Origin of the sequence: Brevibacillus sp. DP1.3A (genome assembly GCF_013284245.2) — a bacterium.
In the GTDB taxonomy this organism is placed as follows: domain Bacteria; phylum Bacillota; class Bacilli; order Brevibacillales; family Brevibacillaceae; genus Brevibacillus.
In genome coordinates, this window is sequence record NZ_CP085876.1 from 3,323,138 (window position 1) to 3,342,149 (window position 19,012).

Annotated in this window: 7 protein-coding genes; all 7 read right to left on the bottom strand. The window is 50.0% G+C overall.

Annotated features, from left to right (window positions below; translation table 11 throughout):
* Positions 1–16: 16 nt before the first annotated feature.
* Positions 17–982 (bottom strand): methyltransferase domain-containing protein, encoded by a 966-nt coding sequence (locus HP399_RS15575; RefSeq protein ID WP_173619330.1) that lies wholly within the window; start codon positions 980–982, stop codon positions 17–19.
* 27 nt (positions 983–1,009) lie between these two features.
* A complete protein-coding gene (locus tag HP399_RS15580; protein WP_173619329.1) occupies positions 1,010–1,264 on the bottom strand; it encodes a phosphopantetheine-binding protein in 255 nt (84 codons plus the stop codon).
* Positions 1,265–1,381: 117 nt separating this feature from the next.
* Positions 1,382–5,857, bottom strand: a complete 4,476-nt coding sequence (locus tag HP399_RS15585; protein WP_173619328.1) for a non-ribosomal peptide synthetase — start codon at positions 5,855–5,857, stop codon at positions 1,382–1,384.
* A gap of 27 nt (positions 5,858–5,884) precedes the next feature.
* On the bottom strand, positions 5,885–7,630 hold the full coding sequence (locus HP399_RS15590; RefSeq protein WP_173619327.1) for an ABC transporter ATP-binding protein: 1,746 nt from the start codon (positions 7,628–7,630) through the stop codon (positions 5,885–5,887).
* Position 7,631: 1 nt separating this feature from the next.
* The gene (locus tag HP399_RS15595) at positions 7,632–9,398 is read right to left on the bottom strand and encodes an ABC transporter ATP-binding protein (protein ID WP_173619326.1); all 1,767 of its coding nucleotides are present in this window, start codon (positions 9,396–9,398) and stop codon (positions 7,632–7,634) included.
* A gap of 30 nt (positions 9,399–9,428) precedes the next feature.
* Positions 9,429–15,347, bottom strand: coding sequence for a type I polyketide synthase (locus HP399_RS15600; RefSeq protein WP_173619325.1), 5,919 nt, complete (start codon positions 15,345–15,347; stop codon positions 9,429–9,431).
* On the bottom strand, positions 15,340–18,999 hold the full coding sequence (locus HP399_RS15605) for a non-ribosomal peptide synthetase (RefSeq protein WP_173619324.1): 3,660 nt from the start codon (positions 18,997–18,999) through the stop codon (positions 15,340–15,342). The genes HP399_RS15600 and HP399_RS15605 overlap by 8 nt, the downstream gene beginning before the upstream one ends.
* Positions 19,000–19,012: the final 13 nt, after the last annotated feature.

Consider the following 19,012-nt stretch of genomic DNA (forward strand, 5'->3'; position numbering starts at 1 on the left):
CACCCAATCGACCGTCTTACTTTTTTATTGCATTGATGACGCGGAACTGCTGTATCCCAGTCTGCATATCATTGTAAATTCCAGACCCTGGCAAGGAGAGCGAATCTTTCATGCCTTCCATGAAATCCTGGTCCATTTTCCCGTACGCCGAGTAGTGATTTTCGGCAACTTCATCGCAAGACGTGAGGATGTTCTCTGTGATGTCTTGGTTGCGCAAGATCTCAAAGCCCAGCGAGATCAGGTATAGCTCAAATTCTGGCCACTTATCAGTTGGCAACATATCACCGTACAGGAAGTGACCTCCTGTTTTCAACACGCGGTACACACCATCATAAAACTTATGAATGTTGGGATAACCGTGCGAAGATTCGCAGTTGAACACCGCATCGAATGTTTCGCTTTCGAACGGTAGGTTTTCCGCATCGCCTACGAGGAAGAACATGTTGTCGCCTTTATGACGAACATGGTCGAACTGTACAGATGCTTCGGTGAGATCGAGTCCCACGCAGGTATGAGCTTTGTAATATTTGTTAATACCAGCCAAGTTGCCACCGCGTCCACAACCAACGTCAAGAACTTTCTTGTCCTTCAGATTGACTTGTCCCACGATCTCAAACAAAAGCTTCAGCGGGTTTTTGTTCAGCATGGAATCGTCTACTTCGAATTGAGCATATTGCTCATTCTCTGTCACTTTGTAACCCCAGTTCAGAAATGTAACAAATCGGGTCATGTTGCTGACTTCAAGAGACTCTGCAACCGTTGTGAAGTGCTTTTTGATGTCCTCCTTATCGACATGACGAACGTTGTCGAGAATAGTCACACCACTCATGTCGATAGACTCTTCCATCAACATAATCGGTACCTCGGTACGTACGATGTATTTGATACCGCATGGCTCACATGTCAGGTTGTCGCCTTCTGTAGTAAGCTTTGTTTGGCATTTTGGACAAGCCAACAGGTGGAAGTGATTCGTTTTTAGCAATGTTCATCCCTCTTTTCTTAGTCGCGTTTATGCAATGCGTTTTTCTACGTAATTCACTACATCTTGCAGCGTTTGGAAGACTTTATAGTTCAAGTCCTCATCTTCGAATTCGAAATTGAATTGATTTTCGATCGCGACGATCAACTTGATGAAGCTCAAGGAGCTAAGACCAATACTGGTTAGGGAATCTTTGAGCTGAAGTTGATCAACTTGCTCACCTAACTCCAGTTCACGTTTCAAAATTTCTTTAAGTTGAGTTGCGATACCTATTGTGTTTGTCAAAATGAATACCTCCCTCAAAGAATTAAAGTTTTCTCCGTTTATCTAACTTTCACGCATGTTTTCATCTTTGACTCACGAAGCGCTTGAGGATAAAAAGTCAAAAATTAAAACTTCCTCTTAATGAAACAAATGATCGAGCTCATCGTCACTTAATGAAATCGTAGCAAAGTCGCTCGCATCAAAAGTGGCTCTCTCTTGTCCACAGCAGAAGCGGATGACCTCGCGCAACTGATCGGCGAAGCGATCCAAGAACAATTCTATCGTCGCTTGATGGAAGCGTTGACGACTGTACGTAACTGTAATGGTTAGACTCTTGTCTTGAACAAACGCAAGCACGTCCAGTAACGCAGTCGTATGATTGGTAGGGCATATGTCCGCTCCATGCTCTTCGCTTGCGAGTGTGAACGGCAGACCACGCAGCTGATTGTCGATCTCCCCCAAATAATTGAAGCGTACTCCTCGCTGCAAACGAGCCGGCAGTCGTTTCGCCATGTAGACGAGTGCGCCGTATCCCGCTCCCTTCAGCCGAACGTTACGCAGCTCGGTTTTGACGGTACGGATCTGTCGTTCCCAATCCCTTGGGTGCACAGGAATGGCGACAGGGAACATGGTCGTGAACCAACCGACTGTTCGAGTTACATCAAGCCTCTCGACGACTGGGTCACGGCCATGCCCTTCAAGTTCGAGTCGAACAAGATCTCGATTGCTGTGTATGTGTATCGCTCGCACAAGTGCGGCGACCAGCAAATCCTGTGTCTGTGTTTGGAATCCTTCATGAGCTCGAACCTGCAAAAACTCTGTCTCCTCTGGAGTAAAGGTCCGGGTAATCGTCTCGCAATCGGCCAACGAATTTCCACCGTCCATTTCTGGGGTGAAATCGAATTCATCTGTTTCCGTTCCATCTTTGGCAGTCCACATCTCTTCTTCTTCTCGCGCGGCCGTTTGACTGTATGTCATCAACGCTTCAGCCCATTGCTGCATCGAGTGTGTTTTCATTGGCAGGCGGTTATGTTCATCTAACAAAGTGGCAAGGTCTTCAAACAAGATCTGCCAAGAGACGGCATCCACAACAAGATGATGCGCCGTAAGTAGCAGGCGCTGCCCTTGAGAGCCAAGGTCGAACAAGGCGGCACGCAGAAGTGGGCCTTTCGTCAAGCGGATCGAAGTTTTACATGCCTGTGCAACTTCACGGAGATTGTCGTAAAGCTCCTGAGCCCTAAGAGTGGACAGATCGTGGGTTTCCAGAAGCAATTCCTCCGGCACTTCCGATTCCAGATATGTTAACGCTTGTTTCTCTTGGTCATAGAACAAACGCAGCGAATCGTGAAGTTGGATCAATTGTTTGATCGACTCACGGAGTTTTTTTGGCGTCTGATGGCGCTTTAGCTCCAACAGGACCGATTGGTTCCAGTGATGTGGGTTTGCGAATTTTTGTGAGAAGAACCAAGACATAATCGGCGTCGGGGTCAGAGTGCCGCTTGCAGGAGTCTGCGGGTACAGTGTATGTGAACTGTTTGTAGCGACAATCGCCAGTTCACGGATCACCGGATAAGCAAGTACATCCTTCGTTTGTATCTGGATTTTGGCTTGGCGGAGTTTATTGACGATTTGAATTGCCTTTACAGAATCACCTCCCAATTGATAAAAGTTATCGGTCGCCTTCACCGATTCAATCCCTAAGACGTCGCGTATCGCTTTGACTACGACCACTTCGACTGTCTCATTCAGTAGTTCGGACAGTTCATCGTTGATGGCCGTTTCGATTGGATCAGGCAATGCAGATCGGTCGACCTTGCCGTTCGCAGTCAGAGGCAGATGTTCGAGAAATACGAAGTACGACGGCACCATATAACCAGGCATAGCCTCTACTAGATGCTGGCGTAACTCAAATGCACTCACAACCCCCTCACCCGCAACCAAATAGGCGACTAGTTGCTTCGTCCCGTTTGCATCGGTGTAATCCAAAACTACGGCATCCGAAACAGCTCTGTGTTGCAGCAAACGGTGCTCGATCTCACCCAGTTCGATGCGGTAGCCGCGAATTTTAATTTGATTGTCCAGTCGCCCCAGATAGGTGATCTGACCAGACTTCGTACGAATCGCGAGGTCTCCTGTCTTATAGAAACGACGGCCTGGTAAAAAGGGATTTGGCAGGAAGCGTTCCGTTGTCAGTTCTGGTCGGTTCAGATAACCGCGTGCTACACCGTCACCCGAAATGTACAGTTCTCCCGCCGTTCCCGTCGGAACCGGTTGTCCATCCCTGTCTAGCAAATAGATCTGCGTGTTGGAGATAGGTAGGCCGATTGGCACCGAAGCCCCTGTATCCAGAGTTGGGTCGTATCGATGAATCATGCAACCGACAACCGTTTCTGTCGGACCGTATTCGTTGAAGACCGTAACGTTTCCGCCAGAGTTCTCGACGATTTCACGAGCCACTTCCGTTTTCAGGTCTTCCCCACCAATAATCCATCGGCGAACCGAACCTTCGAGAGAGTCCCGCCCTCGAAGCAAAGCGAGATGCGCAGGTGTGGCTTTGACCACGGTTGCCCGCCGCTCTTGCAAAATACGATCAAGAATAAAACCCCCGCCTTTTTCGGCATAAATCACCACTTCACGGCCTGTAACAAGCGGTGGAAAAATCGACGTTACGGTCAAGTCAAACGACAGGGACGAGTACATGGCGATCGCATCATCTTCGTCTGGTAGATACGTTGCTTGCGCCCACCAGACGTAGTTCACAAGACCTCGATGCTCGATCACTGCTCCCTTAGGGAGTCCGGTTGATCCAGAGGTATAGATGACATAGGCAGCATCGGAAAGTTCGTTAACCAACTCCGGATTGGTCGTCTCCTTCGCAAGAGGTGCGCTTAGTTCAAGAAGTTGTCCCGTGTAGGAAACTCCCGATGCAAAAGAACGATCCGTAAGAACTACATGCACTCCGCTGTCATCCAAAATATGCTGGATACGGTCGGCTGGATAGCTGGGGTCGATCGGCACATAGGTTCCGCCCGCTTTGAGGACCCCAAGCAGTGCAACCAACATCTCAGGAGAATGCGCGAGATGGACGCCAATCAGGTTGTTGCGAGTCACGCCTTGTCTACGCAAATGATGCGCGAGACGATTCGCCTTCGCATTGAGTTCCGCGTAGGTCAATGATTGATCATCAAAGGAAACCGCCTTTTTGTTTGGCGTTCGGGCTGCTTGCTCTTCGATGAGTAGGTGCACAGGACGTTTCGGATAATCAGCTTCCGTAGCATTGCGTTCATTTATTTCCGATGAGTACTCCGCATCCGTGAGAAGAGGCAAACTGCCAATTCGAGCGTCGCTATTCTCCGTGACCACTTCAATCAGATGACAAAGGCGATCATAGAGCACCTCGATGTCCTCATCGGCATACTCGTCCGTTTTGTAGTCAAACTGCAATTCCAATTCCCCAAGCCATTCCTTGATTACGACTTGCATCGGATAGTACTGGTTTCCGCTGTAGTACTCATCATGCATGAGTTCCCCTTCCGAAAACTCATGATCCATAAGCGTGTTGTAGTAGTTAACTGAAAGTCGAAACAGCCCTCCAGAGCCCTGTTTCGACAACTCCAAGTCTTGAACAAGCACATCATAAGGATAACGTTGGTGATAATATGAACGGGTGAGTTCAGCCCCCACTCGCTTCATCAAAGCCTCAAGCCTCTCTTCTGGATCGACTTGTATTCGGATCGGCATGGTACTCGTAAACATGCCAAAGATTTTCTTTTCTCTGACTCCGGATCGATTCATGACTGGCGTTCCAATGATCAGATCTTCCTGTTGTGTGCACTTGTACAGATGGAGGAACAACAGGGAGACAAAAAACGTATTCAGCGAAAATTTGTGCTCTACTATCCAGTTCCGTACCCGTTCAGCCATCTCCCCACTCATGTGAAATCGTTTTCGGTGCCCCGCTGCAAAGGACGAATTTTTTTGCAAAGAAGATTCCGAGAGGTCTGTAAATATTTCTCGCCAGAACAGGCGGTCTTTCTCGAAACGATTGGATTGCAAATACTGCTGTTCTTTGGCGACGTAGTCGAGATAACTAGGCTGCTCTTCTACACCTACTGTTTCACCAGTAGAAAGGCGTCTATAGACGTTCGCGACCTGTTCGCTAAGCAAACGTATCGACCAACCATCAGCAATCAGATGATGAAACTTCAAATAATAAGCGTGTTCACCATCGCGAACGGTTACCATCGCGAAATCGAACAACGGGTGTTCATAGAGGGGGAACGGCTTTTGAAACTCCCCCTGCACCCAAGCATCTGCTGCGATGTGTGGGTCGGATGCATCAGAAAAATCGAAGTGTTGCAACGATTTTCTTGCATAAGGTTGCACGTACTGCTGTGCTTCGTTCCCCTCTTGACGGATCTGGAGTCTCATTCCTTCATGGTTCTCAATGAAGCGTTGAATAGCCTCCTCCAGCAATTCAAGATTGACTTTTCCGTAGATACGAATCAGTCCGCCGATATTGTTCAGGGAAGTGTTCGGGTACAGGTTCTCGATGTACCAAATGCGCTTCTGGGCATGAGTCAACGGGTAATAAGTCTGTGTGGCACATACCATAAGGGCATGTCTCTCCCTTCGTTAACGTTACATCAAAGATTCAGCGAACTGCATGTTGTGTAAACGGTTGTAGACACCTGCTTGCTTCAGCAATTCTAGATGGGTGCCTTTTTCCACGATCTTGCCATTCTCGACGACAAAGATGACATCGGCGTGTTCAATCGTCTTCAGACGGTGAGCTATTGCGATGGTGGTGCGTCCCTTCATTAGGGTCTGAAGTGCTTCTTGGACAAGTTGTTCCGAAGCGGTATCAAGCGCGGAGGTCGCCTCGTCAAGCAACAAGATCGGTGCGTCGCGCAAAATGGCGCGGGCGATGGCGATACGCTGACGTTGTCCGCCTGAGAGACGAATGCCGCGCTCCCCAACGCGCGTTGCGTAACCCTCAGACATGTCCGAGATAAATTCATGAGCATTCGCAAGTTTAGCCGCACGCACAATGTCGTCATGGGTGGCGTCTGGACGCCCGTGGGAAATATTTTCTTCGATGGTGCCTTCAAACAGGAATCCCTCCTGCTGTACGTACGCGATCTGGTCGCGCAACTCTTCCAACGTATATGCAGAGAGTGGGCGTCCGTTGATTGACAGGTTTCCGCCTGTTGGTTCATAGAACCCGAGCAACAACTTGATTACCGTCGATTTCCCGCTACCGGATGGACCGACGAGCGCTGCCATTTGTCCTGGACGGATGTCGAACGTGAGCCCTTGCAATACTTTTTTACGTCCGTCGTACGAGAAATCGAGTCCTTGCAACGCAATCGTTTCTTCTCCGTCACCTGTGCCGGGAACGTTGTAGCGTTCTGGTTCTGATTCTGCATCGAGGATGTCGTAGATGCGCTTCGAACCAGCCAGCGAACCTTGTAAATTGGTGAAGAAGTTACCGAAGTTCAAGAAAAGGAACGCAACTCCGTTTTGCAACGTGACGATACCCATAACCGTACCAAAGTCAATCTGTCCACTCGCAGCCATGAACGACCCGACGACGAAGACACCGATCAAGCTGAAGATACTGAGCAGGTAGTTGATACCCTTGAGTTGACTGTCCAATCGAATCTTCTCAATATTATGGGCTACGATTGCTTCATTCTTTTGCCCAAAGCGCTCCAGAACAAAACCAGAGATCTTGAACACTTTCAGCAGACGGAATCCACCTACCATGTCCACCCATTGCACAGTCATATCAGACATCGATGCTTGCACTTTGTCGCCGATTTCACGAAGTGGTCCTGCGTATTTCGTGGTGACATACGCCGAGGCAACACCCAGTACAACCATCAGCATCGAGAGTCTCCAGTCGAGTACGAACATCGCGATTGTCGAGCCCGTCCCATAGAAGAACGCTTCAACAAGCAGATACAAATGATAACGATAAGCTTGTTCTACACTGTTTACGTCGTTGGTTATGGTGGAGATGAGGTCACCGCTGTGGCGCTTCTCCAAGTACGAAACGGGTAGTTCTTGAATTTTTTTAAACAGACGAAGTCTCAGTTGAGTTAGGGCACGATGAACGGCCAAGTCAAACAGGTACATGGCGATCGGACTGGTAATACAAGCAAGCACCAAGACGACACTGGTGAGTACAATAGCCGAGGTGAGCAATTCTTTGTCACCGCTAATTGCCCCATTTAATAATCGTTCATTAATGAAGGCCAAGAGAATCATGTGTGCTGAGTAGATGCCCGCAATCAGAAACAGAGTGATCAAATAGTTCCAAAGTTGACGTTTCATCAGCGACATCATACGGAAGAATTCTGGGAAGTTCCAGTTTTTAAACATTCTACAATTCCTCCTCTTTCGCCAGATTCTCGTTGGATTGTCTCAGGTAGTATTGGCGGTAGAGCCCGTCTTGCTCCATCAATTCTTGGTGTGTACCACGTTCAGCGATACGCCCTTGATCAAGCATGAGAATCTCGTCTGCCATCTTAATTGTGGAGAGCCGGTGGGCGATGACCAGTGTGGCATGATTCTTCGAAAATACCTCAAGCGCTTGCTGTACTTGGGATTCGGACTCGGTATCAAGTGCGGAAGTCGCTTCGTCGAGCAGGAGAATTGTTGCTTTTTTCAAAGCAGCCCGCGCTATGGAAATACGCTGTTTCTGACCACCCGAGAGAACCGTACCGCGCTCCCCGACTTGAGTTTGAAACCCTTCTGGGAGGTCCTGAATAAAGGAGTAGGCTCCTGCGATTTTCGTTGCCTCCACAATTTGATTAAAGTCCGCATCTGGGTTACCCAAACGGATGTTGTCCTCAATCGTGCCTGGGAACAAGAACGTGTCTTGTGAAACGACAGCAAACTGATCACGCAAGGCTTTCAGGTTCCAATCTTTTAAGTCGTGGCCATGAACGCGAATCGCCCCTTTTGGTGGCTCATGGAAACTGAGCAACAAGTTCAAGATGGTGGATTTACCACTGCCAGACGAACCGACGAGGGCAACTGTTTTACCTTTGGTCAATGTGAAAGAGACGCCAGAGATGATGTTCTTATCCATTTCATATCCGAAAGTAACATCCTCAACCAGTACCAGATCTTTTTCTACTGGGGTAAAGGCACGACCATTCGTACGCTCAGTCGGTGCTTCCAGCAATTCGGAGATCCGTCCAACAGCTCCTGCGACCGAACGAGCGTTGGCTACCAGGTCAGGAATCTTAATAGTTTGGATGACAAGCATTCGCAACATTTGCAAGAAGGCTACCAATGCCCCGGCTCCTAACAAGCCACTAACAGCCAGATAACCGCCGTAGATCGTACAAAGCACAACTGGTAATTCATACATCATGACGACCGACGGACGCATCAGCGATTCCTGCTTGGCAATTTTGAAGCCATTGTGCATCGATTTGTAATAGAACCTTTCCACTTTTGCATACATCGGTTTTTGCAAATTGAATGCCTTGGTGATGGTATTGCCCGCAATGGCTTCTTGCGCGACAGAGTTCGCTTCTGCAAGTGCCCCGTAGTAGTTCGAAGACTGCTCATGAATCGGCTTCGAAATCAGGTTGGCAATATACATCATGATTGGTGTTGCCGCAAAACTCACTAAGGTCAATTTCCAGTTCAAGCATCCCAAGTATATGAGGGCTGACACAACGATGATCGGCGCATAAATCAAGCTGGTAAAACGTTGGGAGATAAACGTTTGAATGGCGCTCGCGTCATTTGTTATGCGCGAGACGAGGTCACCCGAGCGTTCGCTTTCGACATCAGACACCGGAAGTTCGCTCAATCGTGCGGCGAGGGCGTTACGCATATCCCCCACTGCTTTTGTCCCAAATCGACCTGACGCATACGTGAGAAAATAATTGGCGACAAAACCTGCCAAGACCATGATCACAACGAGAACGACGATAATCGCCAGTCGTTGTGTTTCACTTGCCAGAGCATTGTCAATCATTTGCTGGATCAGGTAGACGCCAGCAAGGTCGCATATTGCAGCGATAACAGAGGCGGTCAAGGCCGTGATCACCCACCCCTTATAGGGGCGGATGAACCGATATATGCCACTGATCGTTTTTCGCAAGGTAGAACTCTTACTATTTTGAGTCATGAATCGGACTGACTCCTTTCAAAATAGGTGTTAGACGATCGTGGTGACTAGGTAGTACCGCATCCATTCAAGCAAGTTTTGAATCTGTTGATCTTCGTATCTTGCTTCGTCGTACGTGAGTGTCAGAATAAAACGCTCACCTGGCTGAGCATACATTCGCAATGGGACGTTCAAATGACCAATGGACAGCAGATCCGTAAAGGTGAGATCTCCGCCCGATAACTCCTGCGAGATGTCTACTGGATAGTTCAGGTAGACAAGTGTTCGCTCATAGACAGCTTGTTGCAGCAGGTTGTAAGGCACTCCTGTCCATTTGGCGATCTGGTGTGGACTGACATGCTCGTATTTGATCATCTCTACCAGTTGTTCTTGCAGGCGTTTGAACTGTTGTGTCGGGTCGCCTCCGCTACCAAGTTGGATACGCACAGGTAAGGAATTCGTAAACAATCCGACCATCGCATCGAGTCCTTCGAGATTGGCCGTACGTCCTGAGGTAATCAGACTGATCAGCACATCGTCAGTGCCGGACTGCTCGGCTTGGCAGAGCGCCCAAGCTCCGATAACGATCGTGCTAAGTGTCAAACCAAGTTCTTTCGCTCGAAGGTTCAGCTGACGCGTCTCCTCTTCTGTGAGCAAGAGTTCACGCTGTGCCGGAATGACGGTTTGCTGCATCTGCTGCTCTGCAGCAGCAAGTTCCTCGGGTGTCGGTGTGTATCCACTGAAAGATCGTTTCCAGTAGTCGCTCGCGAGCTCCGAATCTTGTTCATGAAGCCAACAGATGTATGAGGAGAAAGGCGGTGCAGGAGGTAAGTAGAGATGTTCCTCTCTACTATCAACCTTCACCTTTGATTGGTAATAGTTCAGCACTTCTTTAATGACTAAAGAAATAGCCCACCCGTCAAAAAGTGAGTTTTGGAAACTCCAGACGAAGCGATAAGTACCGTTATCGACCTTTATCAGATGTATTCGCATAAGTGGGAAACTACTGATTTTAAATCCTCTCTTACATTCCGAGTTCACAAATTCCTCATAGGCCGAGGCTTGTTCTTCTGGCGTGCGATCCGTCCAATCATGTTCTGTCCACGGCAGTTCCGCGTGTCCATACACCAACTGAACAGGGTACTCAAGACGACGCCAACGGAACGTGGTACGCAAAATGGAATGACGGTTCATTACCCATTGCCATGCCTCACGGAACTGGTCGATGCGCAGTGCTCCGTATATGCGGCACGCGAACACGCCAGTATCCAAACCAGTGTCTGCAGAGAACAGGTTGTGCGTCAAGATCACTTGTTGCATTGGAGACAGCGGATAAATTCCCCGAATGTTGGTATCTCCACTAACTAAACGTTCAATAGTGCTTTCCTCAAATGTAAGCAGCGATGTATCGAGCGCGTTTTCCGCGTACTCGACTTCCATGGTCGTTTCAATCGCAAGACTCTGTTGCTGATAGTCACTCGATTCCTTAATGCGCTCTGAGACACCAGCAAGAGAAGGAGATTCAAAGAAGCCTGCAATCGGGAGTCGCACACCGAACTCTTTTTGAATTTTCGAGATTACAATGATCGCCTTCAGCGAATCGCCGCCAAGTTCCAGAAAATCATCCAGTCGCCCGATCCGATCCAAGCCGAAGAATTGCTGCCAAAGGTGAGACAATCGTTGCTCAACTTCATCAGCTGGTGGCACGTACTCTGTGCTCAAATCTGGGCGGACGTGCACATCTGCTGCTATCGTCACATCTTCTTGCAAGATATCGTCCGAGAGTCCTCCCTTCGGCATTTGAAGCTGTGGCGTTTCAATGGTGACAGCGATCTGAGCGACCGTGGTTTCAAGCAGCTTCGCGAACGCATCCTGACCATCTGCGCGGGTAATGCCTCCCTCGAGTTCTTCACCCGTCAATTGGTAATGCAACTCTTCGACATATCGTGCAATCCCGACGTTACGCCAACGATCCCAGTTTACGGAGAGTGTCACGCTATTCTCACGAGCGGTCTTGTAATGCGCAAAGGCATCAAGGAAAGCGTTAGCACCACTGTAAGCTACTTGACCGAATCCACCTTGGACAGAAGCCATTGAGGAGCAGAGCAAAAAAAAGTCCAGTTCCATTCCACGCAACACTTCATCCAGCAACAGGGTACCTCGGATTTTCGGAGCCAGAATGTTGTCGGTATTTTCAACGGTCCGCCGTTGGATCATTGCACCATCAGCAAGACCGGCGGCGTGAATGACACCATGCAGGGTCGTGAAGCGGGATCGAACTTGCTCGATCGCAGTTTGGAGTTGTGCCCTGTCCGTTAGGTCAGCTTGCAGAACGAGTACCTCGCTCCCCTTCGCCTCCAATTGTCGCAGTGATTCTTGTTTCTCAACGCTTGGAGCCGTACGCCCAATCAAGACAAGCTTGACAGGAGCGGCGCTCGCCAGTTCCTCTGCAAAAGCTAAGCCCATGTCACCCAATCCACCGGTGATCAGGTAAACACCATTTTCACGCACAGGCGGCAAAGACGTTGTGCCTTTTTCCACGTGTACCTCTTCAAAAGTCTGTACTAGACGGTGTCCCCCGCGATAGGCAACGATTGGGTCCGTGCCTTCAGACCTCACTTCGTCGAGAAGTTGACGAATCTGCTTCGCTTCCTGTCCTTTGCTTTCAGGCACACGGAGATCGATGGATGTACAGGTTATATTCGGGTATTCAAGTGGAATTACCTTAACGGGACCCAGCAAAGCTGCTTTTTCCGGATCGCAGAGATCATCGCCTTGCACGTCTTGCATAAAGCTGCTGATCACCGACAGTGTGATCGGCGTTTCCACGCGATGCTTGCCTAGCGATTGTGTCAAGTAGAGCAAACTGTAGAAGCCCCGTGCCAGCAGACCTTCCGCTCGGCTGACACTCGGTTCGACCTCAACTGATCGACCATAGTTCCAGAGGTGCACAATGCGGTTCGGGAGCAGACTTTCTACTTGCAAGTCCGAGACCAACTGCTCATACTGGTCACTTTGCTCTGGATTGACAGTGAACGTATCCGTTTCACGTTGGAACGTTTCTCCTGCACGAATGCGCACGACTTGATGGCCTTCCGCTCTCAGGGCTGTGATCAAGCGATCCCCCACCCCCAGTCCATCTTCGAAGAACCACCACGTAGCCGACGTCGTATCAACTGCGCCCTGCAGGGAACGTTTCCAAGATGGGATGTGATAGCGGACTGGCTTTTTGCCTGTCTCCACCGGCGCTGCAACCTCTCCGCTCAGACCCATGCGTGTCGCTTGGAACACTTGAATCGGGTGAGGAACGTTTGCCGGGAAGTGACGTTGCTCAAATGGGTAGGTTGGGAGTGCGATGCGAATCCGTTTTTCACCATTGTAGAACGCCGTCCAATTCACCTTGACGCCGTGCGCCCAAAGTCCCGCAAGTTTGTGCAGGAAGTAGTAGTGGTCCGACACATCTCTCGCTGGAATCCGTACGAGATCGAAAACCTGTTGCGTCGATTCTGGCTTGAGGAAGCGGCGAGTCAGCACGGACAGATCACGACCTGGACCTACCTCGATAAACAGCGCGTTCGGCTGTTTCAACAATTCCTCCACGCCATCGGCAAACCGTACCGTGTCGCGCATATGACGTACCCAATACTCGACCGATGTCGCTTCCCCAACCGTAATCCATCCGCCGCTGATGTCTGAGACATAAGGCAATTGCGGCTTGTGGAAGGTTACGCTGCGCGCGACTTTTTCGAACTCTCCCAAAATGCCGTCCATCAACAGGGAATGTCCAGCTAGCGGAGAATTGACGCGCATACACAGCAAGCGGCGGTTTTTCATCTCCGTTTCAAACGCCTCAATTGCCTGTGTCGAACCTGCGACAATACAGGAATTTCCGTTGTCCACCGCCAGCGACACATCCGGAGTTAACAACGGTTGCAATTCCTGCTCAGTCATTGGCACGCTCAACATCGAACCCGCTGGCACAGATTGCATCAGTTTCCCGCGCGCGACGATCAGTTTGAGCGCGTCGTCCAGGGAGAAGACGCCTGCGAGGCAGGCTGCCGCGTATTCGCCTAAGCTATATCCGACCATCGCTGATGGCTGCAATCCCCAGTGCATCAGTAACTTGGCGAGGCTGTATTCGAAGGAGAAAATCAACGGTTGCGCATACTGCGTTTGGCTGAGCCGGCTTTTCGAAACTTCCGCTTCCGCATCCCCTGGATAGAGAATGCGGGCGAAGTTTTCACCCGTTAGCGCCTGCATCTTGTTCAAACACTCATTGAGTTGATCTCGGAAAAACGGTTCGCGTTCGTACAGTTTGCGTCCCATCTGTACGTACTGCGATCCTTGACCTGGGAACAAGAAGTACAGTGGACGCTGATCTTGGGCAACCGCCAAATGAGCGCGGGCGCGTTGTTCGCTCGGATTGACCAGCAATTCTAACTCAAGCACGGCTTCTTCTACAGACGTTACGACCAAGCTACGACGGTGCTTCATCTCCCGACGTCCAACTTTCAGCGTGTAGGCGACATCCGCAAGCGAGACCTGCGGGTTCTGTTTAAAAAAGTTCAGCAGGTTCTCCGTTTGCTTCTCCAACGCACTCCGTGTCATCGCGGACAACATCAGGATCTGCTGGGAACGTTGAGCAGGGGCGCTCTCAACTTGTGGTGCTTCTTCCAAGACTACATGCACGTTCGTCCCGCCGATGCCAAACGAACTGACCCCAGCCCGCAGCGGTGCACTCTCCACTTTCCACTCGTTCAACTGCGCGTTTACAACAAACGTGCCTTTCGCGAGGTCCGTACGTGGATTCGGCTTTTTAAAATGCAGACTCGGCGGCAGTTGACCATGTTGCAGCGACAGCACCGTTTTAATAAACCCTGCTACCCCAGCAGCCGCATCTAGGTGTCCAAAGTTAGACTTAACCGAACCAATTTTGATACCAGAACGTGCTTTCGGTCCGAATGCAGCCTTTAACGCTTCCAGTTCGATCGGATCGCCCATCACAGTCCCCGTACCGTGGGCTTCAATATAGGAGATCGTCTCCGGCTCAACGCGAGCAATGCGGTGGGACGCGCGGATGACTTCTGCCTGCCCCTCTATACTTGGGGCCGTATACCCGACCTTGCGAACACCATCATTGTTCGAAGCCGAACCTTTGATCACCGCGTAGATGGTATCTCCGTCAGCCAATGCTGTCTTCAATGGCTTCAGCATGACAACACCCGCGCCCTCACCAGGGACCGACCCTTGAGCCGCTGCGTCAAACGGACGGCAATGTCCATCTGGAGACAAAATCATACCTTCCGTGTACAGATATCCATCCTTCTGCGGCGTGCTAATGGAAACCCCGCCCGCCAAAGCGATACGACACTCCCCTGTAAGCAGCGCCCGAGATGCCATGTGAATGGCCGCAAGCGATGTCGAACAAGCCGTGTTCACCGAAACGCTAGGCCCCTGCAAATTGAGTTTGTAGGAGACCCGCGTATTCAGATAGTCGCGGTTGGCCAACTGTCCGACCGCAAATTGCTCAGTGCCCGACTCCATGCTGTTCAGCGAAGCCGTTACCTGCCAGAAGATGTTCGGGGAAGCCCCCGCGTAGAGACCGATCGATCCCTGCAAGTCTGGATTATATCCAGCATGTTCAATCGCTTGCCAAGCGACTTCATGAAAAATGCGAATCTGTGGATCTAAAAGGGCAGCTTCGCGTGGCGAGTATTCGAAAAATTGATTATCGAACCAATCTGCGCGTTCGAGAACCCCCTTGGCTGGGACGTAATCGGGGTGTTTGACCAACGCCTCGTCTATGCCCGCCGCGTGCAGTTCTTCTTCTGAGAAAAATGTGATCGATTCAACTCCGTCTTTCAAGTTGTTCCAAAACCCTGCCAAGTCAGAAGCGCCTGGAAAACGGCAAGCCATGCCGACAACAGCGATCTCAAGACCTGTGCGAGCGGGTTCGTCCTTTTTAGTCATGGAGTACCTCCCCAAACAAACCCAAGGAATCGTCCATGATTTCCAACTGTTCATCCGACAGTTCCTGTACCTCGATGCCTTCTTCCGAGCACAGATACTCCGCAAGCGAATGGATCGTCGGGTAATTGTACATCTTGACGACTGGAATCGATTTGGAGAACGTCTCATTGACTCGGATGTTCACTTGCACCATGTTGTATGAATTGCCGCCCAAATCGAAGAAGCGATCGTTCACTCCGATTTTCCCCTCATCAATGCTCAGTACGGAGGCCCAGATCTTCCGGATATGGACTTCCACATCGTTGGAAGGAGTAACATACTCGACATTTGCTGCAGCTGTCACGAACGGGAGTGGCAGTGCCTTGGTGTCCACTTTGCCGTTGGGTGTCAGTGGCAGGCTTGGCAGTTGCACGAAGTAGGTTGGCACCATGTACCATGGCAACTCTACTGCCAACGCCTCGCGGAGCCAGTCCGCTTCGAGTTCATCTTTGGCTACAACGTACGCACAGAGTTTTTCCTGCCCGCTGGAGTCACGTATTGTCGCGACAACGACATCGTCGATCTTCGGTGCTTGGAAATACCCGATATACTTCAGTACACGCTCAACATGGTTGGCGTCAGCTTTGTATGTGATTTCCTGCATGCCTTCTTCGCGGGAAATGATACCGAATCGAATATCCCAAGACGATGGGGCTGCATAGTTGTGGTAGCCCTCATTCATCAGATGGACATAGATGCCGATATCGTTGATCCGGCAGTTGGACGAGCAGAATCCAGTGTCCTTCGGTGGCACCCAGCCTTGTTCATACAGATACTCACGAATCTGGTGAGTCGGTGTGTTGTCATAGCGGAAGAAGTCCACGAAGTGCAACGTTTCCACAAAACCACAATCCAAATCCACGTCGAGCGTCTTGGAGAAGATGTTGTCTCGGCTATGGAAGCCCTTGCGGAACAGTAGCAGTTTCTCTTCGATCTCCTGTTCGTCAAAGATGCCGAGTTGGAACAGTCCCCACAGACGCATGTCAAAAATTTGACCACGCGACAAGCCAGAGATGATCACTTTACATCCAGTTTCTTCTGCGAGTTGAGCTCCAAGTCCGTTGAGGGCATTCCAACAGCCGTTACAAACGTTGCTATACGTCTTTAACGACTTCACGAACACCGATTTAATTTGATCCGCCGTTAGGACGCGGTGATCAACATCTAGTTTCTTCGTGATGTTTTTAATGTTGGTAAAGGCCTCTTCGGAAATAAAGCCGTTGTCGAACGTGAAAGTGAGCACCTTATACCCCATGTTCACCAAGCGGTACAGGACATACGTAGAGTCCTTGCCGCCTGAGAAGAGCAACAGAACATCATAATCGGTGCCTTTGTTTGCATCAACGAGTTTACGAAAGTCGTCCATCGTCTTGAAATACTTTTCCGTATATGGCTGATACGTTTCATAAGCGCGGCAAACGGAGCAGACACCATGCTCGTCAAACGTGATCTTTGGATAGTTAGAAGGCAACACGCAACGCGTGCAATAGGTCACCCCTTCTGGGTATGCCTGTTGCGTAATATCGTGAAACACCGCGTCTTTAGGTGTGTACTTTTCATGCAGATGCAGAAGTTGAGTCTCAATTTCACCGAGTTCAATACGGTAGCCGTTGATTTTGACTTGGTTGTCTGCACGCCCCATATATTCGAGTTGCCCAGACGGCAAGAACTTGGCGAGGTCGCCCGACCTGTAGACACGACCTTGAGGCAGGGTGATAAAACGTTCCGCCGTCAATTCATGACGGTTGCGGTAGCCACGTGCAACGCCATCACCACCGATGAATATCTCGCCAACTACACCCACTGGCACAGGATTCCGGTCCGCATCGAGTACAAAAATATCCGTATTGTCAGCCGGAAGCCCGATCGGCACCGAATCACGTTTATCCGAAGACTCGTCATAGTGGTGAATCATACAACCGACGACCGTCTCGGTCGGACCGTATTCGTTGTAAATTTCCACGTTTCCGCCAAAGGCCGCGATCACTTCACGTGCGAGTTCAGTTTTCAGGTCTTCCCCGCCAACAACCAGTCTCTTAACGGAGGAGTTCGACCAATCACGGTGTTTAATTAACTTCAAATGAGAAGGTGTTGCCTTCACAACACCGACACGATTTTCTTCCAAGACTCGCTCCAAGAGTCGTTCTTTGTGTTCATCTTGGTAGACAATAACAGTATTGCCGGTCAAGAGTGGTGTGAAGATCGAAGTTATGGTTAGGTCAAAGGCGATGGAAGTGAACATTGGAAAATCAACCTTTTCCCCTTGTACGTAATGTTTCGCCGCAAACATTAAGTAATTGACCGCGTTCTGATTCTCGATCAACACCCCTTTTGGTTTGCCCGTCGTTCCAGATGTATAAATGACGTATGCGAGGTTCGATGGTCCCGCGACTGGTGCAAGATTGGTCTCGTCTTGGTCAGCATACATATCGAGGTCATCGATCAGCAACAAACGCTCCGACTCGACTGCCTCAAACAGTACTGCTTGTGTTGCCAACAAATGCTTCTGTGTTAAGATGACGACCGCTTGGCTATCTTCGAGTAAAAACTTTTTGCGCTCTACTGGGTTGTCTGGATCGATCGGCACATAAGCACCTCCTGCTTTTAACACAGCTAGCATGCCTACGATGGTGTCAGCGGAGTTTTCAACGATCAGTGCGACAAGCGAGTCAGCACAGACACCGTGGCTTTGCAACACGCGGGCAAGACGGTTGGCTTTGGCATTTAATTCTTGGTAGGTCAGCGATACATCACCCGCTGCCACTGCAAGATTTGCAAAGTTGTTTTCCACTTGTTGCTCGAAGAGTTGAGCAACCGTCTTATCTGCTGGATATTCGGTTGTTGTCGCGTTGTAAGTAACCACCAGAGCCTCTACTTCCGATTGACTCAACAACGAAAGAGTGGTGAGGTCTGCGTTGATATTGCTGAGGACTTTTTCCAGCAATGTGATGAAGTGACTGACGATACGTTTGACACTTTCCTCATGATAGCGGCTGTTGTTATACTCCACCGTCGCCTCTACGACACCGTTGCGATGCGTAAACACGAAATTCAGCGCGGCCGGCAAACGGTCGAGATGTTGTGGCGACTGGATGTTTTCCATCACCAGGGAGACCTCATACAAATGCGGGCGATTCAATTTTGTGAGCAGGACTTCTATCGGATATTCCTGATGCTCGACGGCTTCGAGCATCGTCGAGCGTACCTGCAGGAGCAGATCGCGGAATGAGTTCCCCGCCTGGATTTGTGTTCGCAGCGGCAAGACCGTGTTCAGGAACTGACCGTCCGTCTTAGGGCGGTATATCGGTGTGCCGACAACAAAGTCCCGCTCGCCGGTGTACTTTGCTAGCAACAAATTCAGGGTAGCGGTCAAAATGATGTGCAACGTGTGGTCAGAACCTTTGGAAAGCACCGAGATCTTTTCGTACAGCGTGCCGGTCAGCTCAAAAGGCAGACCTTCTGTAGTACGCTCTCCCTTCCGGAAAGCGCTATGGTCTGTTGGGAAAGCCACAGTTGCAACTTCCCCTGACATTTTTTCGAGCCAATACACTTCTTCACGAGTGCGTTGGTTGGCAGCCAACACGAGTTCACCGGATAAAACCTGGCCGGACATGTGGTTTTCCTCC